Below are 16,993 nucleotides of genomic sequence, written 5' to 3'. Positions count from 1 at the left end.
GATGACGCACCGTGCCCGGTCGAGCACGCTGGGTCCCGAGTCCTACCCGAGATCATCCGTTGCTCCGAACGAGCTATTCGCACCAGCGCATTCGGCCTAACGTTCCGCCGCGTCCGCAACCCCGCGCGACCCACGGCGAGAGGCCAGGCATGACCCACGACGAGTTGATGGCGGAGGCCTGCCGGCTGGCGGCGGAGTCCGTGAGCAGGGGCTGGGGCGGGCCGTTCGGCGCCGTGCTCGCGAAGGACGGCGAGATCGTCGCGCGCGGACAGAACCGCGTGCTGCTCACCGGCGACGTCACCGCGCACGCCGAGGTCGAGATGCTCCGCAAGGCCGCGGCGGTGCTGAACCCGTACGCGCCGAGCATCGCCCCCGACCAGCGCGCCGACCACCACCTCGCCCTCGTCCCCCGCCCCGAGGGCTCCCCCGACGTCGTCGAGGCCCGCGCCCGGATGTTCATGGGCACCGAGGTCTACACCAGCGGGATCCCCTGCCCGATGTGCATGGGCGCCATCTACTGGGCGCGCTGCGACGCCGTCTACTTCGCCAACGACCTCGAGGCCACCCGCGGCGTCGGCTTCGACGACCAGTTCCAGTACGAGGACTTCGGCCGGCCCCTCAGCGAGCGGCGCATCAAGATCGAGCAGCTCCGCCCGGACCTCGGCGCGGCGGTGTACGAGGAGTACCTGGCCACCCCCGACCGCCACCCCTACTGATGAGCGTCGAGCCGGCGACGGACCTCGTCACCGTCGTCGTCGCCCACCACGTCCCGCCTCACGACGAGGCGGACTTCCTCGCCTGGCAGCACCGGATGGCCGACGCGGAACGCCGGGCGCCCGGTCACCGCGGCACGGAGCTGCACCCGCCGGTCGCGGGGGTGCAGGACGACTGGGTCGCGGTGACCCGGTTCGCCTCCGAGGACGCCCTGGAGACCTGGCTCGCCTCCGCGGAACGCGAGCAGCTGATCCGGGAGAGCGAGCACTTCCGGGACTTCCGGCTCCAGCGGGTCCCCGCGTCGTTCGGGAGCTGGTTCCCGACGACGGGTGCGGCCGGTCCGGTCACGCCGTCGTGGAAGACGGCGCTGTCGGTGCTCGTGGGGCTCTACCCGACGGTCGTGCTGCTGACGCTGGGGCTCTCGGCGCTGTGGCCGGCGGCCCCGCTGTGGGCGAGCCTGCTCGTGGGCAACGTGCTGTCGGTGGGCCTGCTGACGTGGGCGGTCATGCCCGTCGTCACGCGGGCGCTGGGTCGGTGGCTCGAGCCGACCCGGGACGCGCCGCAGCCCTGGACGGACGTCCTCGGCACCGTCGCCTCGCTGGTGTTCCTCGCCGTCGCGGCCGGGGTCTTCGCCCTGCTCACCTGAGGGCCTACCCACAGGTAACCCGGCGTGGTGGAATCGGGCGATGGCCCCCACGCACGTCGTCACGAACCAGGCTCCCGACCTCGTCGACGTCGACCTCGCGGCCGACCCGCCCCTGCTCGAGGCGGTCGGCCGCGAGGGCGCGGGATGGGCGCTCGACGAGCTGCACCAGACGGGACGGCGCGCCGGGAGCGCGGAGGTCCGGGACTGGGCGGACGCCGCGCACCGCAACGAGCCGCGGCTGCGCACGCACGACCGGTTCGGGCACCGCGTCGACGAGGTCGACTACGACCCGGGCTACCACGCGCTGCTCGGCGAGGCCGTCTCCCGCGGCTTCGCCGGAGCGGTCTGGGAGGGGCGTCCGGGTCAGCACGTGGCGCGGGCGGCGGGGTTCCTGGTGTGGTCGCAGGCCGAGGCCGGCCACGGCTGCCCGGTCTCGATGACGCACGCGGTGGTCCCGGCCCTGAAGCACGCCCCGGAGCTGTTCGCGCAGTACGGCCCCGGTCTCATGTCCCGGAGCTACCAGCCCGGCCTCACCGACCCGTCGTCGAAGACGGGGCTGCTGGCGGGCATGGGGATGACGGAGAAGCAGGGCGGCTCGGACGTCCGCACCAACACCACGACGGCGACCCCGAACGCCGACGGCACGTACTCCCTCACCGGCCACAAGTGGTTCACGTCGGCACCGATGTGCGACGTGTTCCTCGTGCTCGCCCAGACGGCAGCGGGCGTGACGTGCTTCCTCGTCCCCCGGATCCTGCCCGACGGTGCCCGCAACCCGTTCGCGATCCAGCGGCTGAAGGACAAGCTCGGCAACCGCTCGAACGCCTCGTCGGAGCCGGAGTTCGACGGCACGATCGGGTTCCGGGTCGGCGACGAGGGCCGCGGCGTGCGGACGATCATCGAGATGGTCGCGTGCACCCGGCTGGACAACGCGCTGGGCTCGGCCGCCGGGATGCGCGACGCCGTGCGGCGCGCGGTCTGGCACACGCAGCACCGGTCGGCGTTCGGCTCGACGCTCGTCGAGAAACCGCTGATGCGGGCGGTGCTCGCGGACCTGACGCTGGAGTCGGAGGCCGCGGTGACTCTGGCGCTGCGGCTGGCGGGCGCGCAGGACCGATCGGCGACCGACGAGCACGAGGCCGCGTTCCGGCGGATCGGCGTCACGCTCGGCAAGTACTGGATCTGCAAGCGCCAGACCGCGCTGGTCGGCGAGGCGCTGGAGTGCCTGGGCGGCAACGGGTTCGTCGAGGAGTCGGGCATGCCGCGGCTGTTCCGCGAGTCGCCGCTGAACTCGATCTGGGAGGGCTCGGGCAACGTCAACGCGCTCGACCTGCTGCGGGTGCTCGGGCGCGAGCCGGCCGCCGTCGAGGCCTACCGCGCCGAGGTCGAGGCCGCGGCGGGCGCCGACCACCGGCTCGACGCCGCGTGGAAGGCGGTCCAGGACGACTTGCGCGACGTCTCCGAGGACCGCGCGCGCTGGCTCGCGGAGCGGATGGCGATCGTCCTGCAGGGTTCGCTCCTGGTCCGGCACGCCCCGCCGGCGGTGGCCGATGCCTTCGTGGGGAGTCGGGTCGCGGGCGAGCACGGCGCGGCCTTCGGCACGCTCCCGCGCGGGGTGGACGTCGACGGGATCCTGGCCCGGGTGCCGCTGGGCTGACTCAGGCCCGCTCCCGCACCTCGCTCGGCGCGAGGCCGCGGTGCCGCCGGAACGCCGTCGAGAAGCTGAACGGGTTGGCGTAGCCGACGCGGCGCGCGATGGCGGCGACGGTGGCGTCGGGCTCGGTGAGCAGCGCGCGCTCGGCGAGGTCGAGCCGGTAGGACCGCACGTAGGACAGCGGCGAGGTGCCGACGACGTCGCGGAACCGCCGGGCGAACAGGGCCCGGCTCACGCCGGTCGAGCGGGCGAGGCGGTCCACCGTCCACGCCCCGGCCGGCTCGCCGTGCACGGCCGCGAGCGCCGCGGCGACGACCGGGTCGGACACCGCGCCGTCGGATTCCTGGGCGACGAGGGCGTCGCGCACGGTCTCGGTGACGATCCAGTCGAGCAGCCGGGCCGACACGACGTCCTGGGCGGGCGCGGCGTCGAGCTGCTCGGCGAGCCGTTCGATGAGCAGCCGGCACATCTCGGAGTCGGCCGGGCACACGACCGCCTCGGGCAGGCGCACGAGCCGCTCGCCGTGCAGGGTGAACTCGGCCACGAGCGCCGTCGTGCCGTCGTCGCCGACCGTCCCGGCCAGCAGGCCCCGCCCGCGCGTGAGCAGGGCATCGCCCGGCCCGAGGACGGCGCCGGCCACGCTCAGCTGCCCAGCGGCGAGGGTGATCAGCACCCAGCGGTGCCCGGTCGACAACGACGCCGGTCCGGGGCCGAGCCGCTCCACGCGCAGCACCGGGTCCTCGACGCGGACCGTCCCGAGCAGCGTCCCGACGGCGTCCACGGGATCGAGCGTAGACGCTCGCGAAGGTGTCCTGGAGTTCCGCCGATGGGCGCGGTGTCCGGTTCGGCGCACGCTCGGGGGCATGGCTCCGACCACCTTCACCGACGCCGACCGTGCCCTGTTCGACCGCCGCCTCTACGGCCTGATCACCGTGTCGCCCGCAGGCGCCCGGCTGCCGGCGCCGCGCCCCGTGTGGTTCGAGGCCACGCCCGACGGCGACCTGCAGCTGTTCTCGCTCGCGGGCTCGCTCAAGGTCCGCCGTCTCGCCGAGGACCCGCAGGCGACGTTCGTCGTCGCGACCCCGCCCGGAGAGCCCGAGGCGTGGGTGTCGGTCGAGGCGGACGCAACCGTGCACGACGACGGCGGGCGCGAGCTGGCCGACCGGCTCACCGACCGCTACTGGGAGGACGAGGGCAAGCGCGCCGAGTCGAAGGCGATCTGGGCCGCCGAGGACCTGCGCCGGATCGTGCTGCGGCCGCGCCGGGTGACACGCGGGCCCGCGGTGTGAGGATTCCCCGGGCGGCCGCACCGCACTAGCGTTCCGCTCACCATGAGTGAGCTGCTCCCCGGCGTCGAGGCCGGCACCGTCGAGGCCCGCATCCGCATGCACCACCTCACCTCCGGGCCCGCCGACGGCGAGCCGGTGGTGCTGGTGCACGGCAACCTGTCCACCGGCCGCTTCTTCGAGCACCTGATGAGCCCGGCGAGCGACCGGTGGCGGTTCCTCGCGCCGGACATGCGCGGGTTCGGGCGCACGGAGCCCGCGCCGATCGACGCCACCCGCGGGCTGGGCGACTGGGCCGACGACCTCGGCTCCTACCTGGACGCGCTCGGGATCGAGCGGCCGCACCTGGTGGGGTGGTCGACGGCGGGCGCGGCGATCGCGCTGGTCGCGCGGGCGCGGCCGGTCGCGTCGTTGACGTTCCTCGACCCGGTCTCGCCCTACGGCTACGGCGGCACGTTCCCCGACGGCCGACCGTGCTGGGAGGACTTCGCCGGCTCGGGAGCCGGCGTCGCGAACCCGCAGTTCGTCGCGAAGCTGCGCGAGGGCGACCGCTCCGGCGACGACGCGCTCAGCCCCCGCAACGTCATGGCGAACACCTACTGGGCGCCGGACTTCCGGCTCCCGCGGGACCGGGAGGACCTCCTGGTCGACGAGATCCTGCTCTCGACGATCAGCGAGGACGGCTACCCCGGCGACGCGACCACCTCCGAGCACTGGCCCGGCGCCGCGCCCGGCACGCGGGGCCTGCTCAACGCGCTGTCGCCGAAGTACTGCGACTGGTCCTGGCTGCCCGACCTCGACCCGAAGCCGCCGGTGCTCTGGACGCACGGCACGGCCGACGTCGTCGTCGCCGACGGATCGATGCTGGAGCTCGGCACCCTCGGGCAGGCCGGGGTCGTGCCGGGCTGGCCGGGGGCGGACACGTTCCCGCCGCAGCCGATGGTGGCTCAGATCCGGACCGTGCTCGAGCGCTACGCCGCGGCGGGCGGGACGGCACGGATGGAGATGTTCGAGGGGTCCGGGCACGGCCCGCACGTCGACGCGGCGGAGCGTTGGCTGGCGTTGGCGACGGAGTTCTGGGCGAGTGCGTGACTCCCGCGAGAAGATCACCGTGGTCGTGGCCGACGACCACGAGATGTACCGCGACGGCGTCGTCCGGGCGCTCAACGGCAGCGGGTGGATCGACGTCGTCGCCGAGGCCGAGACCGGCGACGCGGCGCTGGCGGCGATCGTCGAGCACCGTCCGGAGGTCGCGCTCGTCGATCACCGGATGCCGGGCGCGGACGGCACCGAGATCGTCCGGCGGGCCGCCCGCGACGGCGTCCCCACGCGGATTGTCATCCTCTCCGCGTTCACCGATCCGACGATCGTCTACGGCGCCCTCGAGGAGGGCGCCGCGGGCTACCTGCCCAAGGAGACCCGCCGTCGGGAACTGGTGGAGGCGGTCCGGACGGCGGCCGAGGGCGGCACGGTGCTGCCCGCCGAGCTCGCCGCGGGGCTGGCCGGGGAGATCCGGCACCGGCGCGCCGACCGCGGCCCGCAGCTCTCCGAGCGCGAGACCGAGATCCTGCGGCTGATGGCGACCGGGCTCTCGACGCCCGCGATCGCGAAGCAGCTCTACGTCGCGCCGAGCACGGTGAAGACCCACGTGCAGCGGATGTACGAGAAGCTCGAGGTCACCGAGCGGGCGGCGGCCGTCGCGGAGGCGATGCGGCGGGGACTGCTCGAGTGAGCACCCCCGCCGACCGGGCGCTCGCGGCCTACGCCGCCGAGGCGTCCCGGACGACGAGCCTGCTGCGGTTCGGGCTGATCGCGCTGGTCGCGGTGACCGCGGCGCTCGACCCGGCGCGGGTGGAGGGCCCGGCGTTCTGGACGACGCTCGCGGTCTACGCCGGGTTCGCCGCCGCCTGGCTGGCGCGGGTGACGCGGCGGCCGGTGAGCCCGCGGACGGGGCTGGTGGCGACGGCGGCCGACCTGGTCGCGGTGACGGTCCTCGCGCTGCTCGCCGGGGGCGGCGGGACGCTGCCGACCCTGGCCTACGTCGTGATCCCCGTGCTCGCGGCGTTCCGGTACCGCCCGGAGCTGTCCGCGCTGGTCGGGGTGGCGACGATCGTGTCGTTCCTCGTGACGGCGACCGTGCTCCGCTCCCCCGTCGCCGCCACGACGCTCGCGGGCGAGGCGGCGGTGCTCGCGCTGGTCGCGATCGCGACGTTCCTCCTCTCCGTCGTCCTCGCCCGCCGCGCGGACCGCATCCGGGCCCTGCTCCTCGACGCCGACGCGCTGACCTCCCAGGTCCTCGACGCCGAGGCCCGGGAACGCCGGCGGCTCGCCGAGGAGCTGCACGACCACGCCCTGCAGACGCTGCTCGTCGCCGGCCAGGAGCTCGACGAGCTGGACGGTGCCGAGGCGGCCGACGACGCGCTGCGGGCCGGGATCCGCGAGCTGCGCGAGGTGGTCTTCGCGCTGCACCCCTACGTGCTCGACGAGGCCGGGCTGGTGGTCGCGGTGCGGCGCGTGGCCGAGCGGGCGGCGGCGCAGGGCAAATTCGCCGTCACCGTCGAGGGCGGGCCCCTGACGACGGGTCCGCACGACCCGCTGCTGTTCGGCGTGGCCCGGGAGCTCCTGACGAACGTCGCGAAGCACGCGCGGGCGTCCACGGTGTCCGTGACGCTGGGCGACGACCCGGGCGGCCGGTGGCTGGAGGTGCGAGACGACGGGGTGGGCGTCGACCCGGCGGTGCTCTCCGCCCGCCTGGCCGACGGGCACATCGGGCTGGCCTCGACCCGGGCGCGGGTGGAGGGGGCCGGCGGGACGTTCGTGCTGCACACGACGACGCCGGGGACGCGGACCGTGGTCCACGTCCCCGGCTGAGCCGCTCCGTCACCGGCGGTACATCACCTCGGTGCGCGGCTCGCGGTACTGCTGCCGGGCCTCCTGCTCGACCTGGCGGTCGGCGCGACGGCCGCGGCCGATGGCATAGGCGCCGCCGCCGACCAGGGCGATCGCACCGAGCCCGCCGAGCGCCCAGGGCAGGGCGTCCGATCCCGTCGTCAGCAGGTCGGGGCTGGTGCTGTCGGTGGTGCCCGTGGACTCCCCCGACGACGAGCCGGTGCCCGAGGAGTGCGTGCCGGTCCCGGTCCCGCCGTGGTGGGCGGGCGTCGGGGCCGGGCCGGAGCCGACCACGGTGAGCTTCGTGCTCACGGTGCCGGCCGAGGACGACGCGGTGACGGTGTAGGTGCCGGCCGTGGCGCCGCTCGCGACCGTCGCGGAGCCGGAGAACGCCTCCGGGTTCGTGCGGTCCATCGTGGCGGCCCCGGCGAAGGCCGGCGAGGTGACCGTGATCGGCCCCGTGGCGGTCGACGCGGCCGGCTCGGCGAAGGTGCCGGAGAAGGAGACGCTCTGACCGGGCTTCACCGAGCTGGCGCCGAGGGTGAGGACGCCGAGCTCCGCGGCGGCCACGCTGCTGCTGGAGGCGGTGACCGGGGTGGTGGTGTCGGCGAGGGCGATGCCGGTCCCGGCGAAGGTGAGCGAGCCGGCGATCAGGGTGGCGGCGGCGATCCGGGTGAGACGCATGACGTGCTCCCGTGAGGTGAGGGAGGTGGTGCGGGGAGCGTCCGGTCGGGGCGTTCTCCGTGGCTGACAGGAGAAATCCTGTCTCCCGCGGAGGGTCGACACCGTCCCCCGGGGAGCCGGTCCTGCGCACGACATCGGTGTCCCCCCGTCGGGGGACACCGTCCCGGCGCGCTAGGCAGATGATCATGTCGAGCGCGACGTCGCGCTCGACATGATCATCTGCCTAGCGGTGAGCAGGACGCGAGCACCTGACGCGGCCCGGCCGCCCGACCAGCCACGACCGCCGTCGGAAATGCGAGTTGAAGCCGACGACGTGGGCGTGTGAGCGTCATGGCCATGACCGCCGAGACCGTCCCCGTCACGCACCCCGCGCGGTTCCGCGGCGCTCCGGAGCGCAACGCCCGCATCGCCCGGCCGCTCGCCCTGCTCGGGCGGGTGCGGGAGGTCGACGAGGGCCTGGTCGACGAGATCGGGCGGCGGATGCTGCTGCGCGACGAGGTGGGGGCAGAGTTGGCGGCGGCGATGCGGCCGGGCTCTCCGTCCCGGGTGACGATGACGACGCTGGAGCGGGCGCTGTCCTCCGGCCCGGCCGACGAGGACCCGGCGGCGCTGCGCCGGTTCGTCGCCGAGCTCGAGCGCGAGCCGGTGTGGCTCGACCGCGACCTGCTCGAACGCGGGGCCGCGGTGTACCGGCGGCTGGGTCGGACGCGCGACGACGTGCTGCTCGCGCTCGCGCTGATCGGCGGCTACCGCTACGAGGGCCCGGCCGACCTGCTCGTCGAGACCGGCGGGTTGACCGGCGCGGGCGCGATGCGCCGCCTCGGCGAGACCCTGGTGTGGGGGCGGGCGGTGAGTGCGCCCGGCGGGATGGCCCGGGACGGCGAAGGGTTCCGGCTCACCGCCCACGTGCGGGCGATGCACGCGGTGGTGAACGACCGGTTCGAGCGCTCCGCGGACTGGGACCCCGCCCGGCTCGGCCTGCCGATCAACCGCAGCGACCTCGCCGGGACGCTCGCCCTGTTCAGCGCGACGGCGCTGCTCGGGGCACGGGTCCTCGGGTGGCGGATCACGCGCGCCGAGTCCGACGCCGTCATGCACCTGTGGCGCTACGTCGGTTTCCTGATGGGCGTCGACGAGGACTGGCTGTTCACCACCGAACGCGCCCAGCACGCGTTCGACCACCACCTGCTGCTGGCGCAGGGTGGGCCGACGCCGTCCGGGGTGGCGCTGACGACGGCGCTCGTCGAGGGGCAGCGCACGAAGGTCGGCGGCGGGCTGCGCGGCTGGTGGGAACGACGCCGGGTCCTCGGGCACCTGCGGCTCTTCCTCGGCCGGGAGGGGCTGCGCGACCTGGGCCAGCCCGTCGTCGTGCCGTGGACCGTGGTGCCGCAGGTGGTCCGCGGGGTGCTGGACTCGTGGGTGGTGGCGCGGTTCGCGGCGGGCCGGCGGTGGCTGGAGCGGCGGTCGGACCGGGGCGTGGAGGTCGAGCTGGAGCGGCTCGTCGGTCGGCGGCGCGCGCTCGCGGTGGTGTCGCCGGCCTGAGGGTCAGAACGTGGCGATCGGGTTGACCGGGCTGCCGGAGGTCCGCGCCAGGCGGACCGGTGCCACGGCGAGCTGGAACTCCCACCGGTCGAGCTCGGCCGCCGTCGCCGCGCACGCCTCGAGGTCGCAGTTGTCGAGCAGCCACAGGCCCATCGCGACGAGGCCGACGGCGTGCACCGGCATGAGGACGCCGTCGACCCCGGAGGGCTGGACGTCCTGCGGGGTGTCGGCGCCGATCAGGGCGACGCCCCGCTCGTGCAGCCAGGGCAGGCACGAGGCGTGCCACCCGGCCTGCTCGAACCCGATCGACGCGCCGGTCTCGTGCCAGGCCCGGCCGAACCCGGTCCGTAGCAGGACCGCGTCGCCGGGCCGCACCTGCACCCCCTGGCGCCGCTCGGCCTCCTCGAGGTCCTCCGGGCGCACGCCCTCGCCGGGTTCCAGCCACGGCACGTCGCGGACCCGCGCGACGTCGAGCAGGACCCCGCGCGTGACGATGCCGTCCGCGGCCGCCGTCACGGCCGCCCAGGCCGAGCCCGACGTCGGGTCGACCAGCTCGTGCGAGCGGCCGTTGTACATCCGGCCGTCCCAGAACAGGTGGCAGGGCGCGTCGAGGTGCGTGATGGAGTTGCCGTGATAGGCCAGGCCGAGGCGCTCGGAGGAGAAGCCCCAGTGCCGGTCGCGGTGGAAGCGGTCCGGCATCTGCTCGGCGCCCGGCATGTCGGCGGCGCACGGGCACGTCGTCGTCGACCGCTCCAGGTCGTCCCCGGCCACCTCCCAGCCGCACGACACGCTGCGGCCGCCCCGGACCGCCCGCGCGGCCGCGAGGCGGACCTCGTCGGTGACGAGGTTCAGGGTGCCGCGCTCGTCGTCGTCGCCCCAGCGGCCCCAGTTCGACAGCGTGTCGAACCAGCCGAGGACCTCGTCCGTCGTGCTCACTCGAACTGCGGCTTCCGCTTCTCGGCGAACGCGGTGAACGCCTCCTGCAGGTCCGCGCTCGGCAGGAACGCCGCGTTCCACGCCGCGACGTAGCGCAGGCCCGCCTCGACGCGCGGGCCCCGCTCGGCGTCGAGGACGTCCTTGATCCCCCGCGTGACCAGCGGGGAGTTCGCGGCCATCCGGCTCGCCAGCTCGACGGCGGCCCCGGCCAGCTCGTCGTGGGTCTCGTACACGCGGTTGACCAGGCCGATGCGCTGCGCCTCGGCGGCGGGGACGTCGTCGCCGGTCAGGGCCAGCTCGCGCAGGTGCCCGTCGCCGACGATCCCGACGAGGCGCTGCAGCGACCCGAGGTCGGCCACCATCGCCATGCGCACCTCGCGGACGGAGAAGAGCGCGTCGGTGCTGGCCAGGCGGACGTCGGCTGCGGTGATCAGGTCCACCCCGCCGCTGACGCACCAGCCCTGGACCGCCGCGACGATCGGCGTGCGGCAGTCCGCGACCGCGGTGATCGAGCCCTGCAGACCCCGCAGGTGGCGCAGGAAGGCCTCGCGGTTCGCGGCGCTCGGGTCACCGAGGACCCCGCCGAGGGACCCGGCCGCCGCCATGAGGTCCAGACCGTAGGAGAACCGGCCGTCGGCGCCGGTGATCACGATGGCGCGGGTCCCGGGGTCGGCGTCGAGGGCCGCCGTCACCGCGGCGATCTCGTCGAAGAACGCCGGTGCCATCGCGCGGGCCACCAGGGAGATCCGGGCGACGTGCTCGACGGGCCGGTCGACGGCGACGGTCTCGAGGTTCTCGGGCAACGACGTCATGGCGGCGACTAGATCACCCGGCGCAGGTCGCGCTCAACCCGGACCGCCCCACCGGGCGCCTACGGCCCGACACGTCGCCGAGAAGTACATGAGGCACGTCGGACCGCCCGCGAAGGTGCCTCCTGTACCTCTCGCGGATGCCGCACCCGCTACTCCGAGCGCGAGAAGTACATGAGGCACGTCGAGTCGCCCGCGAAGGTGCCTCCTGTACCTCTCGCGGGACCGCAGGGCGGGCCTACGCCCCGAGCACCCGGTCCAGGCCCGTGAGGCGGAGGGCTCGCGACGGCTGGCCGTGCACCCCCCGCAGCACGAACGTCCCGCCGCCACCGTCGACGCGCTGCGAGGCGCCGAGCAGCACCCGCATGCCGCAGGAGTCGCAGTACGGCACGGCCGCGAGGTCGACGACCAGGTCCAGGGGACCCGTGGCGCGGTCGATCTCGTGGTCGACGGCGGACTCGAGCTCGCCGACGTGCGTGTAGTCGACGTCGCCGGAGACCACGACGACGACCCGCGACCCGCCGTCGGGACCCTGCTCCTTCTCGATCCGCACGCCGAACTCCGGTGCCTCCGCGATCACGCGGCGCCCTCCCCCGAGCACGCCTCCTGCACCGGATCGGAGCGGAGCAGCGCGACGGTGCGCGGCGAGTCGCCGAGGCGGTCCGCGAGGTCGTCGATCGCGGGCCGGATCTCCGCGGGGGCGAGGCCGCCGGGGACCGCGACCGTGCCCACCCAGCGCAGGAACCGGGCGAGGAGACCGGGGTCGTCGACGTAGACGGCGGCGGCGAGGAAGTCGACGAGGTGGCCGAGGTCGTCGGCGAGCTGCTCGTCGGTCAGGGGGTCGTGCCCGTGGTCGGCGCGCAGCCGGCGTCCGAGTCCGGCGACCAGCTCGGCCCGACGGGTGTGCAGCAGCGCCTGCTCCTCGCGGGAGGTGTCGTCGACCCGGCCGTCGTCCTCGGCACCGAAGGAGCCGGCCAGCAGCGCGGCGGCCGCCCGCGCGTCCGGGGCCCACCCGTCGGCGCCGACCGCGCCCGCCCACTCGCCCTCGGGGCCGAACGCGGCGCCCCCGGCGAGGATCGGGGTGCCCGACGCCCGGCACGCCTCCACCATGCGTCGCGCGGCGGGCAGCCGCGACGGAAGCGAACTGGAGATCGCGACGACGTCGGGCCCGGTCTCGTGCAGGTGCACCGCCAGCTGGGCGGCCGGGACGCTCGACCCGAGGAAGGTGACCTCCCAGCCGTGACGGCCGAGGACCTCGGCGAGCAGCCGCGCGGGCAGGGCGTGCCACTCGCCGTCGAGGCAGGCGACCGCGATGCGCCCGATGCCCGACGGCGGGTCGGCGGGGCGGTGGCGCGCGACCGCGGCGACCACGCGCTCGGAGATGTGGGTGGCGACGTGCTCCTGCACGACGGTCCACGTCCCGGCCGCCCACCGCTCCCCCACCTCGCGCTGCGCCTCGGCGACGACGTCGAGCAGCACGGTCTCGACGTCGAGCCCGCCGTCCAGGGCCTCGAGCGCGAGGGTGATCGCGCCCTCCTCGTCGGAGGCGGCCAGGCGGTCGAGGAAGTCCTCCCGCAGGGCCGCGAGATCGGTGCGCGGGCCGGCGTGGTGGGGAGCGGTCACGAGGCCTCCCGGGGCGGGTGACCCGGCCGGGGACGGGGCCGGGGGGACGGTCGGTCGGGGCGCGACCGGTCGGGGCGCGGCCGCGGCGGGGCCTGGAGCGCGAGCAGGGCCACGTCGTCGTGGTCCCGCCCGGCCAGCCAGTCCGAGAGGAGCTGCACGACGCGCTCGCACACCACCTGGGCCGGGGCGCCCGCGCAGCCGGAGAGCGCCGCCGCGAGGCGCTCCTCGCCGTAGAAGTCGCGCCCGCCGGGGCCGCCGCGGGCCTCGGTGACGCCGTCGCTGTAGATCAGGCAGGTCTCACCGGGCGCGAGCAGCACCTCGGTGCCGCTGAACTCGGCGTCGCGCAGGGCGCCGACCAGGGAGCCGACGACGTCGACCTCCTCGACCGTGCCGTCCGCGCGCACCACGAAGGGCGGCGGGTGGCCGCCCGTCGCCAGCCGCAGCCGCAACCCGCCGTCGGGAAGGGGTTCGGCATCGCCCAGGACCATGGTGGCGAAGCGCGGCATCGTCACCGCGGCGTCGAGGTCGGCGGCGTCGAGCAGCGCGGCGTTGAGCAGGCCGAGCAGCGTCGTCGGGTCCTGCTCGACGAGCCGCAGCGCGTGCAGCGACTGCCGCACCCGCCCGGAGAGGACCGCGGCCTCGATCCCCTTGCCGCACACGTCGCCGAGCAGGAACGGCGTGCGTCCTACCGCGGTGCGCGGCAGGACCTCGTAGAAGTCGCCGCCGACCCGCAGGCTCTCGCGGGCCGGCCGGTAGGCGCTCCCGACGACGACCGCGCCGCGCGTGTCGTCCGGCAGCGGCGGCGGCTCCAGGCTCGCCTGCAGCACGTGGCCGAGGTGGGCCTGCTCCCGGAACAGGGCCGCGGCGGACAGGGCCGTGCCGACGCGGGTCGCGTACTCCTCGGCGAGCGGGACGACGTCCTCGTCGTCGGCCGGCTCGACCAGCACCAGCACGCCCCGGACGACGGTGCCGGGCACCGGCACGACGACGATCCGCCCGGTCGGGCGCTCGTTCCACACCGGCAGCTCGGCGAGCTCGAGGCTCACCCACGGGTCGACCGGCGCCTCCTCGACGAGGGCCTCGTGCAGGCGGGGGGCGGCGCGCAGCTCGACGCGGGTCATCTCGCCGGCGTGCGGCCGGGGCCGGCCGGCGTCGGCGCGGGCCCACCGGACGGCGTCCGACCCGTCGGCGAGGAGCACCAGCACGGTGGGGGCGAGGAAGCCGGCGGCGAGCGAGGCCGCGGTCCGCAGCGTCCGCTCCAGGTTCAGCACGCCGTGCAGGGCGCGCCCGGACTCGGCGAGGAACCCGGCCCGGGCCTGGGCGCGCTGCAGCGAGGCCGACCCGCGGCGCTCGTCGGTGACGTCGCGCAGGTACCAGCAGGTGAGGAGGTCCGCGCCGGGCGGGACGTCGTCGTCGAGACGCTCGGCGCGGGCGACGAGCACCCGACCGGCCACCTCGGCCTCGAAGCCCGGGAGCTGCTGGGCGACGGCCGACCGGAACGCGTCGTGGGGGACGCGCTCGACGGCGAGGCCGGCGGTGATCCCCGGCAGCAGGCGCTCGGCGGCGGTGTTCGCGGCGTGCACGATCGTGTAGGCCCCACCCGGGCGGGCGGGACCGGTGACCACCACCGCCTCGGAGAGCCCGGCCAGCACCCGCGAGTGCAGGCTGCGCATCCCCCTCGGCGGTGTCGGCGAGGGGGCCCCCGCCGGCATCGTCGAGTCCACGTGTCCGAGGCTATCTGCCGCGGTCAACATGAGCGGCGCCCCTGCGGGGAATGGGACGGCCATGACTGCCCTGACCTACTCCCAAGCGTCGACGATCGTGGCCGAGGCCCTGCGGCACGGCGAATCCGCCGGCTACAAGCCCCTGACCGTGGCCGTCCTCGACACCGGCGGGCACCTCGTGGCGCTGGGCCGGGCCGACGGGTCGGGCTTCCTGCGGCCGGACGTGGCGATCGCCAAGGCCCACGGCGTGATCGGGCTGATGATGGACAGCCGCGCGATCGCCCAGCGCGCCGCCGACTCCCCGGAGTTCTTCACCTCCGTCGCCGCCCTCGCCGGCGGCAAGGTGTTCTCGGTCCCCGGCGGCGTGTTCATCACCGACGCCGACGGCGAGGTCATCGGGGCCGCGGGCGCGTCGGGCGACGCCTCCACCGCGGACGAGGAGGCCGTCGTGGCGGGCATCGAGGCGGCCGGGCTGGTGGCGCGCACCGGGGCGTAACCGGCTCGGCCGATCGGCCCACCCCCCTTCCGATCGAACGGCACTCTCGCGCGGATAGAAGCTGCGAGCGGGCCGTTCGCTCGGCGTGCTAACTTGTATCTATGTCGCTCACCAGTGGTGCCCCAGAGGTGTCCGCGGCGGACGTCGTCTACCGGCACGTGAAGGACCGCGTGCTCACCGGCGAGCTCGAGGGCGGCCGGATGGTCAACGAGGGCGAGGTCGCCGCGGCGCTGACCGTCTCCCGCACCCCGGTGCGCGAGGCGTTCCTGCGGCTCGAGGTCGAGGGCTGGCTGCGGCTGTTCCCCAAGCGCGGGGCGCTGGTGGTGCCGGTCGCGCCGCGGGAGATCGACGAGGTGCTCGACGCGCGGGCCGTGCTCGAGTCCCATGCGGTGGCCGCCGTCGTCGACCGCCCCGACGAGCTCGCCGCCCTCGTCACCGCCCTGGACGACGCGATCGTCGTGCAGCAGGGGGCGCACGACGACGGCGACCTCCCCGGCTTCGCCGCCGCCGACGCCGAGTTCCACCGCCTCGTCGCCGACGCCGGCCGGAACTCGCTGCTCATCGGCTTCTACCGCACCCTGCGCGAGCGCCAGCAGCGCATGACCGCCGAGTCGATCCGCGGTCGGCATGCGACCGCCGAGAACGTGCTCGCCGAGCACCGCGCGCTGCGCGACCTCGTCGCCGCCCGCGACGTCGACGGCTTCCGCACCGCCCTCGTCGAGCACCTGGACCACACGCACCGGACGGGGCGCGGCCGATGACGGCCACCCTGACCCGGCGCCCGGTCGTCGGGACGCGGGCGGGCTGGTTCCCGGTCGGGCTCGCCCTGTTCACCGTCGCCTGGGGCGGCAACCAGTTCACCCCGCTCATGGTCATGTACCGGGAGCTGGGCGGGTTCTCGACGGCGACCGTGGACGTCCTCCTGGGTGCCTACGTCCTCGGGATCGTGCCCGGGATGCTGGTCGGCGGGCCGCTGTCGGACCGCCTCGGGCGCAAGCCGCCGATGCTCGCCGCGCCGCCGCTCGCGATCGCGGGCAGCCTCGTCCTCGGGCTCGGTGGGGAGGCCGTGCCGGTGCTGTTCGCGGGCCGGGTGCTCGCCGGGCTCGCGCTGGGTGTGGCGATGGCCGTCGGCTCCACGTGGATCCAGGAGCTCTCCGGTGGGTCCGGCGCCTCCCGGGCGGCGATGTCCCTGACGACGGGGTTCCTGCTCGGCCCGGCCGCGGCCGGCGTGCTCGCGCAGTGGGCGCCGTACCCGGAGGTGCTCTCGTACGCGGTGCACGTCGTCGTCGGCGTCCCCCTGGGCCTGCTCGCCCTGCGCACCGCGGAGACCCTGGACCGCGACGCGGCCCCCACCCGGCGGCTGCGCGACGACCTGCGCATCCCGGTGCGCGGGCACCGCGAGTTCTGGACGGTCGTGGCGCCGGTCGCGCCGTGGGTGTTCACGTGCGCGGGCGTGGCGTACGCGGTGCTGCCGTCGCTGGTCGCGCGGGCCGTGCCGGGGCACGCGATCGCGTTCGCGGCGTTGATGACCGCGGTGACGCTCGTGGCCGGGGTCGCCGCGCAGTCGGTCGCGAAGCGGCAGGGCATCACCGACGCCCGCGGCGGGATGCTCGGTCAGGCCTGCGCCGCCGTCGGGATGGTGCTCGCGGCGGTGACGGCGGCCGCGCCGGGCGTCGTCCTCGCGCTCGTGACGGCGGCCGTGCTCGGCGTCGGATACGGGTTCGCGCTGGTCAGCGGGCTCGCGGAGGTCGGCCGGATCGCGCCGCGCCGCCACCTGGCCGGGCTGACCGCGGTGTTCTACGCGCTGGCCTACGTCGGGTTCCTCGTGCCGGCCGTGCTGGCGGTCGCGTCCGCCGTGGTGCCGTACGCGGTGCTGTTCGTGGTGCTGGCCGTCGTCGCCGCGGGGTGCCTGGTCGTGGTGGCGCGGTCGCAGCGGGCCTCATACCTGCGCCGATTGTGACGTCCAGCGTCAGCATGGCCGCACTGCTGA

18 protein-coding genes are annotated in these 16,993 nt (G+C 75.4%); 11 read left to right on the top strand and 7 right to left on the bottom strand.

Annotated features, from left to right (window positions below; genetic code table 11):
* Window positions 1–149 precede the first annotated feature (149 nt).
* From QRT03_RS24920 to QRT03_RS24910, 3 genes are read left to right on the top strand one after another with little or no spacing between them, the layout of a single operon-like run.
* Window positions 150–716 (top strand): nucleoside deaminase, encoded by a 567-nt coding sequence (locus QRT03_RS24920; protein WP_286055810.1) that lies wholly within the window; start codon window positions 150–152, stop codon window positions 714–716.
* Window positions 716–1,360, top strand: a complete 645-nt coding sequence (locus QRT03_RS24915; protein ID WP_286055809.1) for an antibiotic biosynthesis monooxygenase — start codon at window positions 716–718, stop codon at window positions 1,358–1,360. The genes QRT03_RS24920 and QRT03_RS24915 overlap by 1 nt, the downstream gene beginning before the upstream one ends.
* Before the next feature lie 40 nt (window positions 1,361–1,400).
* Entirely contained in the window at window positions 1,401–3,017 is a 1,617-nt protein-coding gene (locus QRT03_RS24910) for an acyl-CoA dehydrogenase family protein (protein WP_286055808.1), read from the top strand.
* Window position 3,018: 1 nt separating this feature from the next.
* On the opposite strand, the gene QRT03_RS24905 is transcribed toward QRT03_RS24910, so the two are convergent.
* Entirely contained in the window at window positions 3,019–3,795 is a 777-nt protein-coding gene (locus QRT03_RS24905; RefSeq protein WP_286055807.1) for a helix-turn-helix transcriptional regulator, read from the bottom strand.
* A gap of 82 nt (window positions 3,796–3,877) precedes the next feature.
* On the opposite strand from QRT03_RS24905, the gene QRT03_RS24900 reads away from it, so the two are divergent.
* The 4 genes from QRT03_RS24900 to QRT03_RS24885 are packed head-to-tail and all read left to right on the top strand — an operon-like array spanning window position 3,878 to window position 7,171.
* Window positions 3,878–4,303 (top strand): pyridoxamine 5'-phosphate oxidase family protein, encoded by a 426-nt coding sequence (locus QRT03_RS24900; protein ID WP_286055805.1) that lies wholly within the window; start codon window positions 3,878–3,880, stop codon window positions 4,301–4,303.
* A 42-nt stretch (window positions 4,304–4,345) separates the two neighbouring features.
* On the top strand, window positions 4,346–5,392 hold the full coding sequence (locus QRT03_RS24895) for an alpha/beta fold hydrolase (protein WP_286055804.1): 1,047 nt from the start codon (window positions 4,346–4,348) through the stop codon (window positions 5,390–5,392).
* The gene (locus QRT03_RS24890; protein WP_286055803.1) at window positions 5,385–6,032 is read left to right on the top strand and encodes a response regulator; all 648 of its coding nucleotides are present in this window, start codon (window positions 5,385–5,387) and stop codon (window positions 6,030–6,032) included. The genes QRT03_RS24895 and QRT03_RS24890 overlap by 8 nt, the downstream gene beginning before the upstream one ends.
* Window positions 6,029–7,171 (top strand): sensor histidine kinase, encoded by a 1,143-nt coding sequence (locus QRT03_RS24885; RefSeq protein WP_286055802.1) that lies wholly within the window; start codon window positions 6,029–6,031, stop codon window positions 7,169–7,171. The genes QRT03_RS24890 and QRT03_RS24885 overlap by 4 nt, the downstream gene beginning before the upstream one ends.
* A 9-nt stretch (window positions 7,172–7,180) precedes the next feature.
* Here QRT03_RS24885 and QRT03_RS24880 read toward each other — a convergent pair whose 3' ends face one another.
* On the bottom strand, window positions 7,181–7,873 hold the full coding sequence (locus QRT03_RS24880) for a hypothetical protein (RefSeq protein WP_286055801.1): 693 nt from the start codon (window positions 7,871–7,873) through the stop codon (window positions 7,181–7,183).
* 336 nt (window positions 7,874–8,209) lie between these two features.
* On the opposite strand from QRT03_RS24880, the gene QRT03_RS24875 reads away from it, so the two are divergent.
* Complete coding sequence (locus tag QRT03_RS24875) at window positions 8,210–9,415, top strand: oxygenase MpaB family protein (protein WP_286055800.1); 1,206 nt, start codon at window positions 8,210–8,212, stop codon at window positions 9,413–9,415.
* Between the two features lie 3 nt (window positions 9,416–9,418).
* On the opposite strand, the gene QRT03_RS24870 is transcribed toward QRT03_RS24875, so the two are convergent.
* From QRT03_RS24870 to QRT03_RS24850, 5 genes are all read right to left on the bottom strand, one after another.
* On the bottom strand, window positions 9,419–10,351 hold the full coding sequence (locus tag QRT03_RS24870; protein WP_286055799.1) for a cyclase family protein: 933 nt from the start codon (window positions 10,349–10,351) through the stop codon (window positions 9,419–9,421).
* Window positions 10,348–11,163: a crotonase/enoyl-CoA hydratase family protein gene (locus QRT03_RS24865; protein WP_286055798.1), complete on the bottom strand. Its 816-nt coding sequence runs from the start codon at window positions 11,161–11,163 to the stop codon at window positions 10,348–10,350. The genes QRT03_RS24870 and QRT03_RS24865 overlap by 4 nt, the downstream gene beginning before the upstream one ends.
* A gap of 235 nt (window positions 11,164–11,398) precedes the next feature.
* Entirely contained in the window at window positions 11,399–11,740 is a 342-nt protein-coding gene (locus QRT03_RS24860) for an STAS domain-containing protein (protein ID WP_286055797.1), read from the bottom strand.
* Window positions 11,737–12,783, bottom strand: a complete 1,047-nt coding sequence (locus QRT03_RS24855; RefSeq protein ID WP_286055796.1) for a cobalamin B12-binding domain-containing protein — start codon at window positions 12,781–12,783, stop codon at window positions 11,737–11,739. The genes QRT03_RS24860 and QRT03_RS24855 overlap by 4 nt, the downstream gene beginning before the upstream one ends.
* Entirely contained in the window at window positions 12,780–14,507 is a 1,728-nt protein-coding gene (locus QRT03_RS24850; protein WP_286055795.1) for a PP2C family protein-serine/threonine phosphatase, read from the bottom strand. Before QRT03_RS24850 ends, QRT03_RS24855 begins: the two co-directional genes overlap by 4 nt.
* A 61-nt stretch (window positions 14,508–14,568) precedes the next feature.
* On the opposite strand from QRT03_RS24850, the gene QRT03_RS24845 reads away from it, so the two are divergent.
* The 3 genes from QRT03_RS24845 to QRT03_RS24835 all read left to right on the top strand — a co-directional run bounded on the left by QRT03_RS24845 (window position 14,569) and on the right by QRT03_RS24835 (window position 16,963).
* Entirely contained in the window at window positions 14,569–15,003 is a 435-nt protein-coding gene (locus tag QRT03_RS24845) for a GlcG/HbpS family heme-binding protein (protein ID WP_286055794.1), read from the top strand.
* A 101-nt stretch (window positions 15,004–15,104) separates the two neighbouring features.
* Window positions 15,105–15,764 (top strand): GntR family transcriptional regulator, encoded by a 660-nt coding sequence (locus QRT03_RS24840; RefSeq protein ID WP_286055793.1) that lies wholly within the window; start codon window positions 15,105–15,107, stop codon window positions 15,762–15,764.
* Window positions 15,761–16,963 (top strand): MFS transporter, encoded by a 1,203-nt coding sequence (locus tag QRT03_RS24835; RefSeq protein ID WP_286055792.1) that lies wholly within the window; start codon window positions 15,761–15,763, stop codon window positions 16,961–16,963. Before QRT03_RS24840 ends, QRT03_RS24835 begins: the two co-directional genes overlap by 4 nt.
* Window positions 16,964–16,993 lie beyond the last annotated feature (30 nt).

Source organism: Actinomycetospora termitidis (genome assembly GCF_030286555.1).
Classification (GTDB): Bacteria; Actinomycetota; Actinomycetes; order Mycobacteriales; family Pseudonocardiaceae; genus Actinomycetospora; species Actinomycetospora termitidis.
The sequence above is the reverse complement of the archived record's forward strand: the minus strand, read 5'-3'. Positions and strand labels throughout refer to the sequence as shown.